The 20,052-nt window shown below is 38.3% G+C and carries 13 protein-coding genes; 8 read left to right on the plus strand and 5 right to left on the minus strand.

The features are described from left to right. Nucleotides 1-13 precede the first annotated feature (13 nt). The 5 genes from QI031_RS06510 to QI031_RS06530 are packed head-to-tail and all read right to left on the minus strand — an operon-like array spanning nt 14 to nt 5,183. Nucleotides 14-763 carry a chemotaxis protein CheW gene (locus QI031_RS06510; RefSeq protein ID WP_281484380.1) on the minus strand — a complete coding sequence of 250 codons (750 nt, stop codon included), beginning with the start codon at nt 761-763 and terminating at the stop codon, nt 14-16. A gap of 21 nt (nt 764-784) precedes the next feature. After that, a complete protein-coding gene (locus QI031_RS06515) occupies nt 785-2,374 on the minus strand; it encodes a HAMP domain-containing methyl-accepting chemotaxis protein (protein WP_281484381.1) in 1,590 nt (529 codons plus the stop codon). A gap of 29 nt (nt 2,375-2,403) precedes the next feature. Further along, nucleotides 2,404-3,696: a CheR family methyltransferase gene (locus tag QI031_RS06520; RefSeq protein WP_281484382.1), complete on the minus strand. Its 1,293-nt coding sequence runs from the start codon at nt 3,694-3,696 to the stop codon at nt 2,404-2,406. 7 nt (nt 3,697-3,703) lie between these two features. Next, nucleotides 3,704-4,162 carry a chemotaxis protein CheW gene (locus QI031_RS06525; RefSeq protein WP_281484383.1) on the minus strand — a complete coding sequence of 153 codons (459 nt, stop codon included), beginning with the start codon at nt 4,160-4,162 and terminating at the stop codon, nt 3,704-3,706. A 19-nt stretch (nt 4,163-4,181) separates the two neighbouring features. Continuing rightward, entirely contained in the window at nt 4,182-5,183 is a 1,002-nt protein-coding gene (locus QI031_RS06530) for a hypothetical protein (RefSeq protein ID WP_281484384.1), read from the minus strand. Between the two features lie 1,151 nt (nt 5,184-6,334). Here QI031_RS06530 and QI031_RS06535 point away from each other — a divergent pair. The 8 genes from QI031_RS06535 (at nt 6,335) to QI031_RS06570 (ending at nt 20,046) form a co-directional block, all read left to right on the plus strand. Next, the gene (locus QI031_RS06535) at nt 6,335-7,360 is read left to right on the plus strand and encodes a cyclic nucleotide-binding domain-containing protein (protein WP_281484385.1); all 1,026 of its coding nucleotides are present in this window, start codon (nt 6,335-6,337) and stop codon (nt 7,358-7,360) included. A 182-nt stretch (nt 7,361-7,542) separates the two neighbouring features. Continuing rightward, the gene (locus tag QI031_RS06540; RefSeq protein ID WP_281484386.1) at nt 7,543-9,168 is read left to right on the plus strand and encodes an NHLP bacteriocin system secretion protein; all 1,626 of its coding nucleotides are present in this window, start codon (nt 7,543-7,545) and stop codon (nt 9,166-9,168) included. Nucleotides 9,169-9,382: 214 nt separating this feature from the next. Continuing rightward, entirely contained in the window at nt 9,383-11,605 is a 2,223-nt protein-coding gene (locus QI031_RS06545) for an NHLP family bacteriocin export ABC transporter peptidase/permease/ATPase subunit (RefSeq protein ID WP_425526011.1), read from the plus strand. 71 nt (nt 11,606-11,676) lie between these two features. Further along, nucleotides 11,677-12,834, plus strand: coding sequence for a DUF7005 family protein (locus QI031_RS06550; RefSeq protein ID WP_281484387.1), 1,158 nt, complete (start codon nt 11,677-11,679; stop codon nt 12,832-12,834). A gap of 109 nt (nt 12,835-12,943) precedes the next feature. After that, nucleotides 12,944-13,621, plus strand: coding sequence for a DUF7847 domain-containing protein (locus QI031_RS06555; protein ID WP_281484388.1), 678 nt, complete (start codon nt 12,944-12,946; stop codon nt 13,619-13,621). Nucleotides 13,622-14,005: 384 nt separating this feature from the next. Then, nucleotides 14,006-16,720: an NHLP bacteriocin export ABC transporter permease/ATPase subunit gene (locus QI031_RS06560; protein ID WP_281484389.1), complete on the plus strand. Its 2,715-nt coding sequence runs from the start codon at nt 14,006-14,008 to the stop codon at nt 16,718-16,720. 233 nt (nt 16,721-16,953) lie between these two features. After that, on the plus strand, nt 16,954-18,795 hold the full coding sequence (locus tag QI031_RS06565; protein ID WP_281484390.1) for a hypothetical protein: 1,842 nt from the start codon (nt 16,954-16,956) through the stop codon (nt 18,793-18,795). A 120-nt stretch (nt 18,796-18,915) separates the two neighbouring features. Next, nucleotides 18,916-20,046 (plus strand): quinone oxidoreductase family protein, encoded by a 1,131-nt coding sequence (locus tag QI031_RS06570; protein ID WP_281484391.1) that lies wholly within the window; start codon nt 18,916-18,918, stop codon nt 20,044-20,046. The last annotated feature ends 6 nt before the right edge of the window (nt 20,047-20,052 follow it).

The raw sequence follows: 20,052 nt of genomic DNA on the forward strand, positions 1-20,052 counted from the left end.
TCATCTGCACCCGCTACAAGATTTTGCTATTGAGGGTGTAAAACAATAATTCAGAGTCAAGACAATTGACTTTCTTGCCCTGCCAGTTAATGATGCCTTGGGTGTAGGCTTGAGCAGCTTTAGCTATAACAACAGGCGCATCTCGTAACTCATTTAGATGAAAGCGATAAATGCCATAAACCTCATCAACTGGAAACACCCATTTCTCATTTTGATGTCCTGCTACCATCATGCGTTGTGTGTTTACAGATTTGGGAGGTGAAGAATTTTCTTGAGTTGATTCTAAGTCTAAGTTTAATAAGTGGCTCAGAGACGCACAAAGTAAAGTTTCTCCTCGAATATTCACTAATCCCAAAAATAATTTGTTGCTGCGGTGGGGTAGAGGTTGAATAACACAGGGATGAGTAACTTCTTGCAAAACTTTAGCACTCAAGGCTAATTGTTCATTTCCCAGACAAAAAATCATTACAGAAAGGGCTTCTGCTGTTTTAATAATAGTTTCATTATTTTGGGTTTCTTCATCAACGGGTGTTTCTGCCAATACATTAATCCACTCGTTGACATAATTAAGTGGTGGCTTTCGTTCTAACAAACTATCTCCAACCGCAGCAAAAACTAGACAATCATGACAATGAATGACGTTTTTTAGCTCTGTACAGGAGCGATCGCCCATTACCCCAATTTGATTCCAGCAATCATTTAAGACGGGACGATCAATGATTTGATTTTCCCAAGCAGATGAATTATCTAAATGGTTATTCATTAGTCATTTGCTCTGATTAATTCAATTTTTAGAGGATATTGAGTTTCGTAATCCTCTAGCAGCATCATCTAATTGCTCTAAGGCATTGTTAGTCTCACGCAAAGCATCCACTGTTTGCTCAGAGGCTTGGCTTAGTTGCCCCATAGCCTCACTAATTTGCTGTGCGCCTTCAGATTGTTCTTCTATACTCTGGCTCACCTGCTGAAATCTAGGAGGCAGACTTTGCACTTTGTTAATCACTTCAGCAACTTGGTAACTAATCTTGCTGACGCGTTCGACACTATCATTGACTGATTTGTGGAATTTATCCATTTCCATCACGCCTATTGTTACCGCCGATTGCATATCTTTGACAATTTGCTCAATTTCCAAGGTAGCGACAGCTGTTTGATTGGCAAGCCGTCGAATTTCTCTAGCAACAACAGCAAAGCCTGCGCCATACTCTCCGGCTTTTTCGGCTTCAATTGCTGCATTCAGCGACAGGATGCTAGTTTGATCGGCAACTTTAGTAATCGTCACTACTACATTGTTAATATTGCCGGCTTTATTATTCATCACTCCCAATTTTGAAGAGATGGAGGTAGTAGCCTCTGTCAATTGCCGCATAACATTTTCCATCTTTGCTAATTCATCTTGACTATGGCTTGCCGATGTCGCTGTTGCTAGAGCCATACCTCCTACTTGTTCCATTGTCTTGACTAATTCTCTAGATGTAGCAGCAATTTCTAGAGCAGTTGCTGTGACTTCATTTGTGGAAGCTACTTGTTCTGCAACTGTAGCTTCTAATTCTTTACCGGATGCCGAAATTTGAGTAGTAGAAGTTGTAATTTGGACGACAGACTTTTGAATTTGTCGAGTTAAAGCCTTGCTGATAAACTGTCCTAAAATAATTGCGATTATCGGTCCTAGTAATATAGCGGTTAACGACCAGAACTTTGACTGATTGCTATCTTGTTCTGCGTCTTTGTCAGCTTTAATCGCAATGTTTTCATTGACTTTCAAGAGGTCTAAAATTGACGCGGTCGCAGCTTCAAATGTGACACGATTGACTTTAGCGCGATCGTTAAGTCGGTTCAAAGCATTTTCTGCTCTTTGAATAATTACTAATTCTGGAGAAGCTGCTTGGTTTTGCTTAAGAATTTCTACTTCCCTTTCATGGGGATTAAGAATCCCTAAACTTTCAAATTGCTGATTAAGCTTGAGAAATTCGTCGTGATCGTTTTTCCATTTACTCCAATTTTCTTGGAGTTTTTTATAGTTTTTATCTTCCTCAACAGTTCGCGGAGTAACTTCGTATTGCTTAAATCCATCGTCAATTTGCTCCCAAGCATTCTTAATTCGAGCTAATTCGGCTTGTCGTTCTTGTAAAGTTAATCCTGTAATTAATAAAGCCCGTTCTGAAGATTCAATTTGAGTTTTCCCTTCATTGACTTTCCACAGTCCTACTAGACTTGGCAAACTATTATTACTTAACGTATCAATATTGTTACTTAACTGAAACGTCCCCACCAAACCAATCAATGCCACAATCAGAACCAATGCCCCCATAAACATAAAGGCAGTCATGATACGACCTTGTAAGGATTGATCTTTAAACGCGTTGCTGATCATAATTTTTTGCCTGTCTTGTATGTTGATAGTTAAAAATTTTGCTGTAGTTTCTGGATTCGCTCTTTGAGAATAGATGCACCAATTAAATCGCCACGATGTTCTTTTAAAAGGGCAAGGTGCATTAGTGCTTCATAATCATTAGGATTTAAATAAAGCGCTTTTCGGAAAAATTGTTCAGCTTGAACATTGTTTGCTTTTGCTTGATATAATGTTCCTAGCAAAGTGTAAATTTGAGGATCAGTAGAAGAAACATGCTCCAAATAGTCATTACAATGTTTGATAGCAGCTTCTGTATGTCCTCCATCGGCTAATTGTCTAGCTAATTCCCAAAATTTGCTTTCTTGAACAGCTGGCTGAGTTTCTTTTGAGGATGTTTGAGAAACCGAACCAGTGGGAATAATTGGTAAAGATGAGACATTTTTAACTAGGATTTCTGGCGAGTCGAAAAGAGAAGTTCCAAAATATACTTTTTTAGTTTGACTATTCTGCTTGTTTACTTCTGGTGGATGATGTGAGTTTTCACTGATCGTTACTTCTGATTTCTTTTTATAAACAGTAAAAGGTTGGCGAATTGAGGTAAATAGATGACTAGGAACTTTTGCAGTTTCAGCAGTCCCAACAAAGAGTAATCCATTTGGCAATAAGAGACGATTCAGAACTTTTAAAACTTCGGTACATGCAGAATCTTCTAGATAAATCAACAAGTTGCGACAGAATATCACATCATATTGTAATTGCATATTCACAAATATATTGAGAATATTTCCCTGTTTAAAGTTCACTAAATTTTGTATCAACGAGCAAACTTTATACTTTTCTACTATTTGTTGAAAATAACGGTTACGGTCAACCAATGCTTCACTCCGAAATGAATTTTTACCATAAGTTCCTTGCTGCGCTTTGACGATCGCCTGTTTGCTAATGTCAACTGCATCAATGCAAAAATCTGAGGGAGATAAGCCTACTTCTATCAAGGCGATCGCTATTGAATAAGGTTCTTCACCAGTGGAGCAAGGTATACTTAAAAAACGAAGTTTAGATTGACCAGATCTGCTAAGCCACTGCGAACGTACAAAACTCATGAGAAAATCAAAAGATTTGCGATCGCGAAAAAAATATGTTTCTGGAATAACTATTTGTTCAACTAATTCTGCAAATTCTTCTGATGAGTTTTGTAAAAGTTGAAAATAAATTTTTATATCGTTTGTATTACAAGCTAGACAGCGATTATTTATTGCCTTGGCAATCTTTTTTGAGCCAATAATATTACAATTAATACCTATTCTCTTACTTAATAATTTCTCAATGTCTGTGATTGACATCTGTAGACTATACTCCAATTTCTAATAGATTTATCTGTTTTAAAATATTCAGCAATTTTTCTAAATCTATATGTTGAATCATACCTTTCTCATCCATAATCATTTTTCCTAAGTATGGTGCTTCATTTGTTTGAATACCAGATGTTAAAAAGTCGCTTGCTGCTTTTTTAACTGTTTTAATAACTCGCTCTGCCATCAAACCAACATACTTAAAATTATCACCTTCTTGAGTAGGATAACTAATAATAAATACCCGTGTACTTAAGTTGGCTTGACTTGATGTTCCACGAATTAATTGACAAAGATCGATAACTGGAACAATTGCACCTCGATAATTAAATAGGCCAGATACATAACTTGGTACGTGATGAACTTCTCTATAAGAAACTCTAGGAATTACTTCTATCACATGAGAACTTTCTATTGCATATACATTATTGCTAATAGAAAAAAGTAACATTAGCATAAAAAATGGTAATTAATAATTAGTTTTTATTACTGATGAGAGATTTTAATTGAAAAAAATCAATTAATTCTTCTAAAGTTGTGTCTTCGCTTGTAGGTGTAGTTGATTCAATTTCTTTAATTGTCTGCATATTTAAATATCGAAAAGTTTGACCAGTCAAAGTTATTATTGCTTCTTTGGGAAGATTAGCAATTTCTTGATAATGACGGATGAATCTGGATTTCGCAAAATTGACTTGAAAACGAGCGCGTTTTAAAAGACGTTGTCGGATGTTCTCATAAAGTTGTGGATTATCTACAGCTAAAGTCGCAGTTATTTGATTTAAAATAACAGTTACAATATCTGGATTTTCTTCTAAAAAAAGCAGACTGCCTTCTTGATTGTAAGCAGCTATCCCATCCATTCCTAATGAGCCAATATCTGCAATGGCAATGATATAAGCTACAACAGACAGCTTTTTGTGTGGATTGTAAAGGGCAGGTTGATAAATACTTTGCTCAAATGAATCGTAAATGCAAATAGTAGCTTGAATAGCATCTTGAATAATCGATATGTCTGCGTCTGTAAATAGTACAGAATCATTAACACAATACTTTTTTAACTGCTGATTTAACTCTTCTATATAACTTAATACTTTCTTAATAGTTAAAGTTTCGCTAACCCCAGCTTCTCGCCGTCTAGAAGTATGAAGTTGAGTTTGAGAAACAAAAATCTGAATCATGTCATGAGCTACAGCGCATAAGTCTAGTAGTAGGTATAGGCGTGTGTAATCTAAAGACTCTCGCCAATCAGGATAAATTACTTGAAAAATAGCGATCGCTCGACGTTGTACATCTTGTAAATGTTCACGAGTATGATAGTAAAGCTGATTTTGGATAACTTCGCGATCAAATTCTTTAAGTACAAAGGTTTTAACCATAACAACTACTTCTGCAAAAGTACTGGGAAGCCAAGCTAAGTTTTCTTCTGAATACTCTGGGAAGTGCGTATTATTTTGGTCTAGTGACTTATATGTAGTCAAATCCAAAACTCTTACTCCTTGTTTTTGAAAATTTTAATATTTAGTTATTAATACTCTCAGTAAATTTCTCCGTAGACTTTTGTATGCCCTATTGTTCCCATATCTAACGGCAGTATCACAACTAATCTATAAAAAATTTATTTACATAAATAACAGAAATTTATAAAGCCTTGTTCCACTAAATTTGCATAGTTTTTATATATTTACATCTGAAAATACTAGGTGGTCTCAGCAAATATACGTAAAAAGAATAAAATTCACTTTTAATTTTTCAGAATATATAGTAATTTTCCGGTTGTAATTTAAGTGTTATAGAACATAGTGTAGAAGCGTACAAAAATTGAATTTTTGATTTTGAAAATAAATTCAATAACTAATTAGTATCGGGACTTACGTACAGGTAACAGAAAACGATCCACAGAGAACGTAGAGAACACGGTGAAACAGCGCTGCGGGAGGGTTTTCCTCCGCAAGTAACTGTGTAAAGTTTACGGCATTACCCTTAGAGCGCAGCGGTAGCGAACTTGCGTACTCCTGCGGGGAAGCAAGCTACGCATAGCGTCTCGTAGAGAGCGTTACCCGAAGGGAGGAATTAAGAGTTTAGAGAGGTTTATTGCGTAAGTCCTAAGTATATTTATGGACTGCATAGATAATCTGTTTGTTACCAAATGCTACTTTAGTAGTCTACATTTTTTAGAGCAATTGTATATCTATATAGTAATCCGGTTTGATTCGGTAAATTTATTTGTGTAGGTAGGGAACAGGAAACAGGGAACAGTTAAGAAGGGATAGATATGTACTGAATCGTGTTCAAAAATCAAATAGGAGTCCTATAGCAATTCTAAATTGTTTGTGAAATTATCTTTTTTTTGCGTAGTGTTTTTATTGATTTGGCAATTCGAGAACTTTCACAAATGAAATAAAATTGCAATATTCAGAAAGTAACTAATTGTGATTTAAAAGAAATGTCAAGAAAAACATCTTTCTTTGATTGCAAGCTTACTTCTGTAATTTTTCATACTTTTTAGCTGAGTTTAGTATCGGTATTACTGAAGCGTTCGCCATAAAATATAGCCTCTCCCTTGTTTTAATAATTGCTCAGAGTATTGGTATATAAACCTTAAAATTGCATCTTCATAAAAGAAAATACCATGAAAACAAATCTTGTTGATTTTCCTTATTTCCGCGCTCTTAAAGGCAGTGATTTTGATTGGCTAGAGTCAATTGGACAAAAGAAAACTTATCAACCGGGAACAATATTGATTGAAGAGGGTAAGTCCACTTCATCAATGTATATTTGTATAGCCGGCAGTCTCAAAGTTACTTCATCTGCATCAGGAACAGATTCACAACAATTTACTACATTTACTGCTGGTGAAGTCATTGGAGAAACACTATTGTTAGACCAGCAAATAGCAACTGTAACAGTGAAAGTTGATGAGACTTCAGAACTTTTAGTTTTACCCAAACAACAACTTACAGAGCGATTGGAAAGCGATTGGGATTTTGCTGCTCGCTTTTATCATTTATTAGCAGTTAATTTATCTGAACAACTACGCAAATTAACTAAATTAATGGCAACTAGAAATATTAAAGAAGGAGAACCATTAAGAAAAGTTTTAGTAGTATTTGCAACTTTAAATGACAGTGATATTTCCTGGATGATTGCTAATGGAACAGCAAAAAAGGCAGGATCAGGAACAGTTTTAATTCAGCAGGAGCAAGCAGTTCCTGCTGTTTATTTATTGTTAGAAGGCATGTTAGGTATTTATGTCAATATTAATAACAATGGTTTAGTAGAAGAGAAAAAAGTTGCCCAGCGCGTTAAGGGTGACATCTTAGGTGAAATGTCCTTTGTAGATGGAGGTTTTGCTTCAGCAAGCGTGAAAACAATGGAAAATGCTTGGGTTTTGGCATTACCGCAGGCTCAACTATCTGCAAAGTTTCAAGAAGATAGGGGATTTGCATATCGTTTTTATCGCTCTCTTGCCTTGATTTTATCTAATCGTTGCTTGGATTTACTCTCTCGTGGTAGTACTGCCAATCTCAACTACAAAAATCTAGAGTTGCTATCAGATGATATTGAAGCAGAAGACGAACTCGATATGGACTTATTAGAAGGAACTGCGATCGCTGGTAAACGTTTTGACTGGATGATTCAACAACTTCGGCATTAAAAAAATGACTTGGTCAAAAAGTTAATAACTCAATCACTAATTTATACTCAGGAATTTGGTAGGAAAAACTACACGTTATGACGAAAGATGAGCAAATCTAAAATTTTATTTTTTCTGCCTTACTTGAACCACAAATGTTTATGCGTACTTGTTTAAAAGTTAGTAGTGAATAATTAACAACAATGGTTTCCAATCAAGATCAAAATAAGGAAAGTATCTTTCGGCAAGAGTCTCTAGAGCGTTTATCTTCTCCAGAACGTTTGGATCAACTAATGCAAGTTGTGAATCCACAAGATTGGCTGATCGTGACAGTTTTTTGTGGCTTAGCAACAGTTGGTTTGCTCTGGAGCATTTTCGGACGTATTCCTATTAATATTGATGGACGGGGTGTATTAATTCAACCCCGGCAAGTTGTTGATTTCCAATCCTCTATTTCTGGACAATTGAAAAATTTGTACGTCAAAAGTGGGCAATGCGTCAAGAAAGATGAAGTATTGGCCATGATAGATCCAGTTGATTTGAAACAGCAGTTACAGCTAACAAAGGGAAAATTAGAACAGTTAAAAATACAAGCTCGCAATTCATTGTTGTTATCTAATCAGCGAATCCAGTTAGAAAAAAGTGCGATCGCAGCTTCCCGGCTAACTCTAGAAAAACGCTTGCAAGATTCTCGTTCACTCACTCCTATATTAAAAACAAAAGGTCTGGATGCGATTAAAGAACAACAAAAAAATCTCCTGGAACGCTTAGAAGACACGCAAAACTTGACCCCAGTCTTGAAAAATAAAGCATTAACAGCTCTCAAGCAACAGCGAATTAGTGTCAAACAACGTTTAAAAGATGCTCAATCTTTAGTTCCTGTGTTTGCCGAAAGACTCCAAAAGCGCCGCGAGTTAGCAAAAATTGGAGCGATCGCCACAGATTCATTTTTGCAGGCAGAACAAGAATATCAACAGGGACTTCAGACTGTAGCTCAATTACAAGCAGAATTAAAACAACTCGATGTCAACGAAACGCAAACAGAGCAAAGCTATTTACAAAACCTGCGAACAACAGGCGAAATTCAAGCACAGTTACGACAACTGGTTTTAGAAAATACCAAAACAGAACGCGAGTATTTAGATAATCTGCGCTCGATTAGCGAGATTCAAGGCAAACTGCAAGAACTAGAAATACAAGAAAAACGTTTAGTACAAGAAAATCTCGAAAGTAAGAATCAACGTAATAAAGAAATTCAAGAAGTCAACCGAGAAATAATTAGACTTGAACAACAAATTACTCAAAATAGCCTCATTCTAAGCAGTCAAGACGGATGTGTTTTAGAATTAACTGCTACTCTTGGCCAAGTTGTACAACCGGGTACTCATTTAGGAACTCTCAGAACAGGAAGTAGTAACGATACTTCCACGATGACAGCTTATTTCCCTATCAGATATGGTAAACAAATCCATTCTGGAATGTCTGTCTCTATTACTCCTGATACTGTACAACGAGAAAGATTTGGCGGGATTCTAGGCACAGTCGTTGCTGTTTCTCCCTTTCCTATAACCAAAGAAGGAGCAGCTTCTTTGATTGGTAATCCAGAAGTAGTGATGAACTTAATCGGTCAGAATGGTGCGGCTATTCAAATTAATGCTGACTTAATTAAAGATTCAAATACTGTAAGCGGCTACAAATGGTCATCTTCTAAAGGTCCTAATTCTGAAATTACTACAGGTACTACTACTTCTGTTCGTGTCACTATCGAAGAAAGAGCGCCAATTACCTTTGTTCTCCCCATACTTAGAGAATTTATAGGCTTCAAATAATTCACAGTTTTAAATATCGCGCCTGATACCGTTTCACTTTAAAGTTGATACATTTGGGGAAGCAGGGGAAGCAGGGGAAGCAGCACTTCGGCTACGCTCAGTGACCAAAGGCAGGGGGAGTAAGAAAAGTAATTTGTATCAATAATTTCGTGAAATGGTATGAATCCTGACTGAGAAAATTCCCAACGAACATAAGCAAATTTGATTGAAAATAATGCAATTACTGGAAAAAGTTGTCAAAAAATCAGACTTGGAAAAGTCTAGTTCTCAAGCACCAAAAATGCAAAATATCCGTGTGAAAACGCCAACTCTCTTGCAAATGGAAGCGGTGGAATGCGGAGCAGCAGCTTTGGGAATTATCTTACGTTACTATCATCTAATTTTACCTTTAGCAGAATTGCGTACTAGCTGCGGTGTTTCTCGTGATGGTTCTAAAGCCTCAAATATTTTGAAAGCAGCTCGTAATTATGGAATGCAGGCCAAAGGATTTAAAAAAGAACTCACCCAACTCCAAGAACTTAAGCCACCCTTTATCATTTTTTGGAATTTTAATCATTTTTTAGTGGTAGAAGGTTTTGTTGGAGAAAAAGTCTGGTTAAATGACCCAGCTACAGGCCCTCGCAGTGTCACAATTCAGGAGTTTGACGAAGCATATACTGGCGTGGTTCTAATTATGGAGCCAGGTTCAGAGTTTAAAAAAGGTGGTCATAAACCCAGTATTATCAGAGCCTTACTGACGCGATTACAAAAATCCTTTAATGAATTATTGTTCTGTATTCTCGCTGGCTTTTTGCTGGTAATTCCCCAATTAACACTAGCTGCTTTTAGCCAAGTCTTTGTTGATGATATCTTGATGCAAAATCGCACAGATTGGTTGAGACCTCTGTTATTGGGTATGGGGGTTGTAGTTTTACTACAAGCAGTGCTGACTTTCTTGCAATTAAGAAAGCTGCGATATCTGCAACTTAAGCTATCTATTGGGATGAGTAGTCAATTTTTATGGCACATTCTCCGCTTACCTGTGAGTTTCTATGCTCAACGCTTTGCTGGAGAAATAAGTAATCGCGTCAAGCTGAACACCAAAGTAGCAGAAGTTCTATCCGGTGAATTAGCAAGAACCTCCATTGACGCAGTTATGCTTGTCTTCTATGGCATAGTCATGCTGGCTTATGATTGGGTATTAACTTTAATTGGCATTGTTGCTGTAATTATCAACGTTGTGGTGCTAGGTTGGGTTGCCCGTCGTCGGGTTGATACCAATATGCGCCTGACTCAAGATTACGGTAAAATTGCTGGGGTAGAAATCGGTGCATTACAAAGTGTTGAAACTATTAAATCTGCGGCTTTGGAGTCTGATTTTTTTAGTCGTTGGGCTGGATATTATGCTAAAGCCACTAATGCACAGCAAGAATTAAGTCAGACTGACCGACTAGTAGGACTAGTGCCACCTTTGTTAACTTCCCTGACTTCCATGTTGCTATTAGTAATTGGCGGGTTACGAGTCATTGACGGACATCTTACCATCGGTATGTTAGTAGCTTTTCAAACTTTGATGGAGAGATTCCAAGAACCAGTTAAAACTTTGGTTGGTTTGGGAAATAAAATTCAGGAACTAGACGGGGATCTCAATCGCTTGGATGATGTACTATCCAACCCGATTAACCCAGCACTGCAAGCGCAATCAGCTCAATATGCTACTCCAAGTATTCCCTATCGCTTACAAGGTCATATAGAGTTACGTAATATTACCTTCGGTTATAGTCGAGTTGATGAACCTTTAATTCAAAACTTTAGTTGTACTCTCAAACCAGGACAAAGAGTGGCTTTTGTTGGTGGTAGTGGTTCGGGTAAGTCTACTCTTTCCAAACTTATTACTGGACTCTACCAACCCTGGGACGGAGAAATACTTTTTGATGGTATTCTCAAACAAAACATTCCCCGTTCAGTTTTAACTAATTCTCTAGCCATAGTTGAGCAGGAAATTTTTCTGTTTGGCGGTACGGTACGAGATAATTTAACTCTTTGGGATGAAACTATTACCAATACTCAATTAATTCAAGCTTGCCAAGATGCTGCCATTTTAGATGTTGTCATGGCTATGCCCGGTGGACTGGATGGAAAATTACTCGAAAGTGCAGCAAATTTAAGCGGCGGACAGCGCCAACGTCTAGAAATTGCCCGTGCTTTGGTAAATAACCCAGCCATTTTAGTAATGGATGAAGCAACTAGCGCCTTAGATACGGAAACTGAAAAGATGATTGATAGGAATATCCGACGACGGGGTTCCACTTGTATTATTGTCGCTCACCGTCTTAGTACTATTCGCGACTGTGATGAAATTATTGTGTTGGAACGGGGAAAAGTAGCGCAAAGAGGTACTCATGAAGAGATGAAGAACACAGATGGTTACTACGCAAGGTTGATTCAGGCAGAGTAATTTTGGGCAATTTAAAAATGACAAAATTCCAGAAATAGTATCAAAATCCGTCACAGCTAGCTGTTAAAACTATGCCTACTCAACTTAATTATCGCTCTCAAGTTTTATCTGAATTGGGAGCAACACCAGAAGAAATTACAGAACTTTTAGCCTACAACCAAAATAATTTTAATCATCCAAAATTACCACCTAATATTACCTTTCCCCTAGCATCAGAACCTCATGTCACAGAGTGGAAGCGCTATCATGCACAGGCACAAAGTTTGGGTACATTCACCACTTTGCGCTCTGCATTAGTACAATTGCAATTTCCTATTCGTCTGGGAATTAGTGAAACCGAAAACTATCGCGCCGCTACCCGTCAAGGAAATCCTGCTGATAGCATGGTAGAGGCAACTGGTTTGGAATTAGAACAACCAGAATCATTGCAATTAATCATACATCCTACTTTGGCTGGGGAAGTTCCCATTTTAATTGCTGGATGTAGAGCAGATTTTATTGTTTTGGTGCAAGCGTTGAGTAAGCGTAACGAACCCGTCAGCATTCCTGACTCAATGGGAGCAATTGCTATTAGTGGTTTCAATAACTGGCAACGTATTAAAAAATACCGCACAGAATGGGAAACACACCAAGAACAACCTGTAACGGAAACAGAGTGGAAAGCAGAATTTCAACGCTTGATACCTCAAAAGCATCTTTACCAAGACTTTTTTATCATTCTCAGTCAAGGCAATTACAGCGCTGTTAATGCCGCAGAATTAGGGCTAGATGAAGCAGAATGGTTACTTTTATGCCTGACGATTCGGCTTGAACATGAGTGCTGCCACTATTTTACCAAACGGGTTTTTGGTTCAATGCGAAATAATATACTTGATGAATTAATTGCTGACTATCAAGGAATTGTTGCTGCTAATCATAATTATTATCGCGCAGATTGGTTTTTGCGGTTTGTGGGTTTAGAAGCATTTCCCAATTATCGTCAAGGTGGAAGATTAGAAAATTATTGCGGAAATCCACCTTTATCAGATGGGGCTTTTAGGATTTTACAAGTTTTGGTAAAACAAGCAGCACAGAATTTAGAGCAATTTAATATTAGTCATATTGAAGAACTAAAAAGTCTGGAAAATAAAGCACGATTAATCATGTTTTTAACTTCTTGTACATTGGAAGAATTAGCAACAAAAACAGGAGTTCTGCTAGAGCAGATGTGGCAAAGATATACTATGTAATATTTGAGGTTTTCAGATTAGATAGTTTTAATTTTAATGAAATGAAAACTATCGATAATTTGCACTGCTGAAAATACCTAAAAATATCTTGCTTTTAATCATAATTATTATGCACGAACTAAATATTGTTTTTTATAAGTCATTTTTAGCAATTCAAAAATATTGGTTTTCTTTGTTAACTATTACTTTTATTACTGAGGGTATTGTTTTGTTAACACAAGAGTTTGTCAAAAATCAAACTCTTGATTTTTTAGGCTTTTTATCTTCCCCTGGTAGAGTTTTTTTAGGATTTTTTGTAATTAGTCTTTTGACCCCGCTTGGTAAAGCTGCTGTAGCTTGTTTGATCAGTCAAGGTCAAGCACAACCTAGCTCAGGTTTAGTTGCTTATTTAGAAGTTATTAAAGTTTTACCACTTGTTTTGACTGTGGGGATACTTTGGTATATTGGTACTATTATTGGTCTTGGATTACTACTTATACCAGGAATTTGCTTCTTTTTTTACAGTCAGTTTGTGGCTCAGGCTTTGGTTGTAGAAAAGTTAAGTATAGTTGCAGCTTTTCAAAGAAGTTGGGATTTAGTCAAACAAAAATTTTGGACATTAGTGGTTTTATTTTTTGCTTTAGAAATAGGACAAGGTGTAGTAAGCGAAATATTCAGTGCTGTTATATTTGCAATAATTCCGTCAGCAAAGCCATATATTGTGGAATGGTTTGTAGCTACAGTGGTGGCAATTTCTGTTTATGTTCCACTGGCTGTAATGTATTTAGAACGCAGTAAAAAAGGTTAAAGTTAATCATAAACTCATTTACATTGAAACCCTAGTTTTTGGGTGCATCCCAGTTTTTATTTGACAACAAGAGAATAAGTGTCATTGCGAGGAGGAACGACGAAGCAATCGCATTGACTTGTTTGTAGTCAGAGATTTTGCGATTGCTTCACTCCACTTCGTTACGTTCGCAATGACGTTCAAAAAAGTGGGATGCTCCCCTAGTTTTTCTTCGTCAGGGTCAGGATTATCTAGCTTTTGTAAAGCTAGCCTTAGTTTTTTTAATTTCTACGTGAATTTCCGGTGGACAAGCAGTATAAATGGTTGTTATTTTCCTTTAAAGCTGTATTCAGGATAACAACTAACTATTAATACGATTTAATTGTATATGTGAGAGTAGACACAATGACCAATGTGCTAAACAAAACTGGCGCTTCTGAAAGTGTTGTTGTCAAGGGCAACAGTTACTTAGCTCTGAATAATGCTGATACTGTCTGGCTAGTATCATCGGGAGCAATGGCGGTGTTTGCAGTCACTATTGTCGATGGTATTTCTCAAGGAGCGCGTCGTTATTTGTTTGATGTAAATACTGAGGATGCCTTATTTGGTATTTTTACAATTCCACAAGGGCAGTCTTACGAACTGATTGCCGTTGCTTATGAAGAAACTTATCTAGTAGCAGCTAGTCTTGAAAATTGGATACAACAGGAAAATTGTATCAATAGTAATACCTCAACTCAGATTCCAAATTTGATGCAGCAGTGGAGCGATCGCCTCGTAGCGGTTTTTGAGGATACTAACATTGTTTTTGATGGGATCAATAGCCACACACTCGATCTCTCAACATCCTTAGTCGAGCATCTATATCAGTTACAAACTAATTTTATCAACTGTTTATCTGAACTCAACCAACAAGACGAGGAAATAAAAGCAACGCAGTTTCGCGATCGCCTACAACTTAATCAACAAGTTAGCGAACGCTCAATTGGTAATCTCACCGCTATTTTTAGACCCAAAGCAGTTGCATCCGTGCAGGAAGGAACAGCACTGTTAATGGCTGCGGGAGCAGTAGGTAGAGCTATAGGAATTGAGATTCGTCCTCCCGCGCGATCGGAAGATCCTAAGCGAATCAAAGATCCCTTAGCTGCCATAGCACGAGCATCGCGTATTCGGACTCGACGGGTAATTTTAAGCGGTAATTGGTGGCATTCAGATAGCGGGTCTTTGTTAGCTTATACAGTTGAAGGCGAAAAACCTGTAGCTTTATTACCAGCGAGTAACAATAAATACGAAATCTTTGACCCCGAACAGCGTCGCCGCCTGCCTCTGAATCACAATACAGCTAGGTTGATTTCCCCAGTAGCTTTTATGTTTTATCGCCCGTTCCCTGAACAGGCACTCAAAACACTGGATATTCTCAAGTTTGCTGTCAAGGGAAGAATCAAAGACATCATTACCCTGTTATTGATGGGTATTTTAACTTCATTACTGGGAATGCTCATTCCTCAAGCCACGGGTATCCTAATTGATAGTGCAATTCCTGATGCTAATCGGGGCTTAATATTTCAAATTGCTCTGGGTTTGCTAACTGTAACAGCTGCTAGCACCTCATTTGAATTAATAGAAAGTATTGCTACCTCGCGGCTACAAACCTTTGCTAATATTCAAACCCAAACTGCTGTTTGGGATCGTTTGCTCAAACTACGAGTTGCTTTCTTTCGCAGATATTCAACTGGCGATCTTCAGTCTCGTGTTTCTGCAATTAGTCAAATTCACCACATACTTAGTGGCACAGTTCTCAGAACCATATTTAATGCCTTCTTCTCTCTCCTCAATTTGGGATTGTTATTTTTCTACAGCGCTCAGTTGGCATTAATAGCTGTAGGAGTTGCTGTGGTTAATATTATCGTCACTAACGTTGCAGGTGTCCTGAATCGCAAAAAAATGCAGCCACTAGAAGAAATACAAGGTGAGGTATTTGGCCTAACAGTAGAGCTAATTGGCGGAGTATCTAAGTTGTATGTTGCTGGTGCTGAACAACGAGCATTTGCTTACTGGTCTAAAAAATTTAGTCGGGAACTACAGTTAATTCTGAGTACAGAGGCTATAGAAAATGCCGTCAGTTTTTTTAATACACTTTTACCTACTGTTAGTTCAATTATAATTTATGCCGTCGTTATCAGCTTAATTGCCAAAGCTGAAGCAGAAGGAGGTAGGGGATTTTCTGCTGGTACTTTTCTCGCCTTCAATGCAGCTTTTGGTATATTTGTTTCGGGTGCAACCAGTTTGAGTAATACACTTATCCAAGTTTCGGAAGTTTCAGTGTTATGGGAACGCGCCAAACCAATTTTAGAAGAGCCTCCTGAAGTTGATAGTGAAAAAACAGATCCAGGTCGGCTGACTGGAAGGGTGAAGTTAGATCGGGTGAGTTTTCGCTACCGCCCAGACATTCCCTTAACACTCGATAGAGTCACGATTGAAGCAGAACCAGGCTCGTTTATTGCTTTAGTCGGCCCTTCTGGTAGTGGCAAATCAACTACTGTACGGTTGCTGTTGGGTTTCGAGCAGCCAGAAGAAGGCACGATTTATTATGATGGTCAAGATGTCTCAGGTTTAGATATCTCTGCGGTGCGGCGACAGTTGGGTGTGGTTTTGCAAAATGGTCGCATAAACAGTGCATCTATATTTGAAAATATTTCCAGTGGGGCATTAGTAACAATAGATGAAGCTTGGGAAGCGGCGCGCATGGCCGGCTTTGCTGAAGACGTGCAACAGATGCCAATGGGTATGCACACAGTCATTTCCGAAGGTGGTACAAACATTTCTGGTGGTCAGCGTCAGCGGTTATTAATTGCTCGTGCTTTGGTAATGAAACCGAAAATTTTGATTTTTGATGAGGCGACAAGTGCTTTAGATAATCGCACTCAAGCAATTGTTAGTGAAAGTTTAGAACAGTTGAAGGTGACTCGTATCGTTATTGCTCACCGCCTCAGTACCATTCGCAAAGCCGATTGCATTTATGTAATTGCTGCGGGACAGGTGTTACAACAGGGTAATTTTGAGCAATTGATGGCGCAAAAAGGTATGTTTGCGGAACTCATGGCGCGACAAGTGGCGTAATATCGTGTCCGGTTAAAGACTTGTCATTTAGACCGCAGGGGGCAGCACTTCGGTTACGCGGCAGTTGAGCGTAGTCGAAACTCAGTGACCGGGGGCAGGGAGCAGGGGGAAGGGGGAAAAGATAACTGGTAGTCTGTAAATCTAATTTTCAAGATAATTCCGGAAAAATTTCATCGCAATATTAATGATTTCAGAATTTGTCCAGATATTAGTTGATGTTTATTTAAAGTCAAATGTTAGTTTCAGAAATTCTTCACACTTTACCTGCACCGTTAGAATGGATGGTTTTGTTTAATCTTTCACCCATCCGTCATTTGGCAAATGAGGACACGATTAAAGCAATGTACCACTTGCCAATGGAAATCGATTTAACTGCTTACAGCCATGTGGTGTTAGCCAGTTCAGGACGATTTTTAGCATCAGCCGATCAATCTAGACTGGTGGAGGCTGTTTCTGGTAAAGGTTGGTCTCGTGAAAGCATTCGCCATTCTCTTTTTGATCGCTTTGCCAAGCAATTAGCATTATTTCCTGTTGACGAAGCTGATTGTTTGGGATTAGGAGAACAACTAGATATTTACCCTCCAGTTTTACTGCATATTAAAATTCAAGAGGGAATTGGCCATGCCCAGGCTATTTTTGAGCGAGAACCAACTAAAGAACATTATGAATTGCTTCAGGCAGTCGGAGTCAAGTTTTTAGGAGGCGAAGCTAAAGAAGGCTATTATTTGGCTCAATTCCAAAATCGTCTGCCAGTTCATATTCATGCCGGCATATTGTCGCACTTTAGTCGCACTGCCCATTGCAATCTCTTTTTTCTCCAGCACGGCAATATCGATCCACCCTTAGAAAATGGTTTACTTAAAGCAGCAGAAGGTCGAATCACTTGGGCTAGAAATCTGAGTATTAAAACTTTGACTAAGCTAGCACTAAAGACAAGCGATCGCTCGTTAGCTATGATTTGTCAATCACCACCCCCAAATCCCAGTTTTCCCTATGGTGATTTAGTTCCCCTGGGTTTTTTATTGAACGCTTTAAACACAGCTACGAATTTCAGCGAAACCCTTGATAACTCAATAGCTCAATCAACTATAGATGCGCGTCAAGTATTAAGTCAATTCTTATTAAATCAACGTCAAGATCATCTCTGGGCATTTCACTCCAATCGATTAGTTACAGCAACTGACTCTGCCTTAATCTTGCAAGGATTTAATGATCCAAATGCTGTAGAGGCATTGGAACGTTTTGCTGATGGCCTGGGAGGATACTATCCTCAACTGTGGTCTATAGATGAGCAACCCAAAAAGATGGTATTAGATCAAAGTTGCCGTCATTGGTGTCAAAGCGACTATGCCACAACCTGCATGGTTAAGGCACTCAGACAAGAAGCAAAATTAGAAACTAAAACTCCAGCGGATTATTTAACTGTTGGTATGGCAAATCGCAGTGGGTTATATTTTGCTAATCCTTATTTGGTGGATTGGGTTTTAGCTCGTGCTATTTGCCATGATCAATCAGAATCAGCCGCACTCTTACGGCAACAACTTTTGTCTGAGGTTTTAGCCAGCTTAAACGCAGACTATTCTTTTGGTAAGTATGATGTTGCCCTCTCCACAGCTTTGGGAATTTTGATTATGGCAGCTTTGGGATTTAGAGGCCGAACGATGCGGGCTGCACAAATCCGTTTATTAGAGTTTATCGATACCCAAGGGCGTTGGCCTATCACAATTCCTTTTTATTCCAGTCTGCGTTTAGATCCGGAAATTCCCACCAAAGACTTGCTTGAGTTATCAATGATTAATGCTTTTGTCCCAAAAACCTCAATTCACCAACAGCGACAGGTGAGAAATATTCAAAATCAGTACCACGGTATTTCTCTTTATTGGGATGTCCATCGCTGTATTTCTACATCTTTGGCATTTCTAGCTTTATCAGAACCTTGTTCGCCCACTCAACAAGATTTACCTGACAAACTGCAAGATGTTCACCCGCGTTATCTTTGCGATCGCCACTGTGAATATATTGCTAAGTTTGCCCTGCCGCCCTATTTAGCTACGCAGGCATTAGTGAATGTCTAGTATGTCAATAAAGCAGGGAGCAGGGGGGAGAAAGAGTTTGAGCCTTATTTGCTTTTATTTACATAGTTTAATTTTATTTCACCGACTTACTTATCATTTGTCATTCTTCCAACTCAGCTAATGAAAAATGTATCTATTTGTGGCAGTCAACTCCAACACTTAATGCCTTTTCCTAACATTGTTCAGGCAATGCAAATTGAAGGCGTTGATGTCTTCTGCGGGCTAATTCATACTGAAGATCCTCAGTTTGATGTTAATGCACCAGAGAATATTCAGAAAGTTCTGGTGAAAAAACGGGCTTTTTCCTGTAATTATCGAGACAAAAATTTAATTCTCAAAACAGCTGTTAATGCTCCAAAAGATTGCTTTTATACAGTCGGGTCTGATTTTGTTGGGGAAGTTGTAGCTGTTGGTGCAGAAGTTAGTGAGTTTCAGGTTGGCGATCGCGTAATTGGAAATAACAGCTATCCTGATTCCGGTGTAGTTGGTTTGCTGCCTGGGGTTCCGACTAATAACGCTTCCAAAGAATATCAAAGCTTTCATCAAGCTAAACTCTTGAAAATTCCCCCTAAGATGTCAGACGAGTCGGCTGCTGCTTTTAGTATTGGCGGACAAACTGCATACAGCATGATTCGGAAACTGAACATTCAACCAGGCGCTAATGTTCTAGTAACTGCTGCTAAATCGAATACCTCTTTATTTGCGATCAATGCTTTAAAACAGTATAAAGTTAACCTCTATGCTACATCTACTTCTATGCGCTTTGCCCAAGAACTCAAGGACATGGGAGTAAAGCAATTGATTCGAGTCAATCAGGAGGATGATGATTGGCTGGCATCCGCCCAGATGCGAGAGGTTTATGACGAAACAGGTGGTTTTAACTATATTATTGACCCTTTTTTCGATCTCCATCTGGGAAAAGTGATTTCTCTGTTTGTACCGCGTGCTGGAGGGAAGTATATTACTTGTGGATTTTACGACCAATATTCTCAATTTACAGGTAAAGAATTTCAATATTACGGATTGCCATGCAACCAGATATTAGTAAACATGATGGTGAATAATATCCATCTGATTGGCAATTGTGTCGGCACAACTGAAGATTTACAACGAGCGATTCAAGACTGTGCGAATGGTAATTTTTCGGTAGCGATTGATTCCGTATTTCAAGGCGATCGCATCAAGGAATTTTTTGAACGAACTTATAACGCCAAAGACCGATTTGGCAAAGTTATCTATCGCTATGAATAAACTGAG

The organism is Halotia branconii CENA392 (genome assembly GCF_029953635.1).
Lineage (GTDB): Bacteria > Cyanobacteriota > Cyanobacteriia > Cyanobacteriales > Nostocaceae > Halotia > Halotia branconii.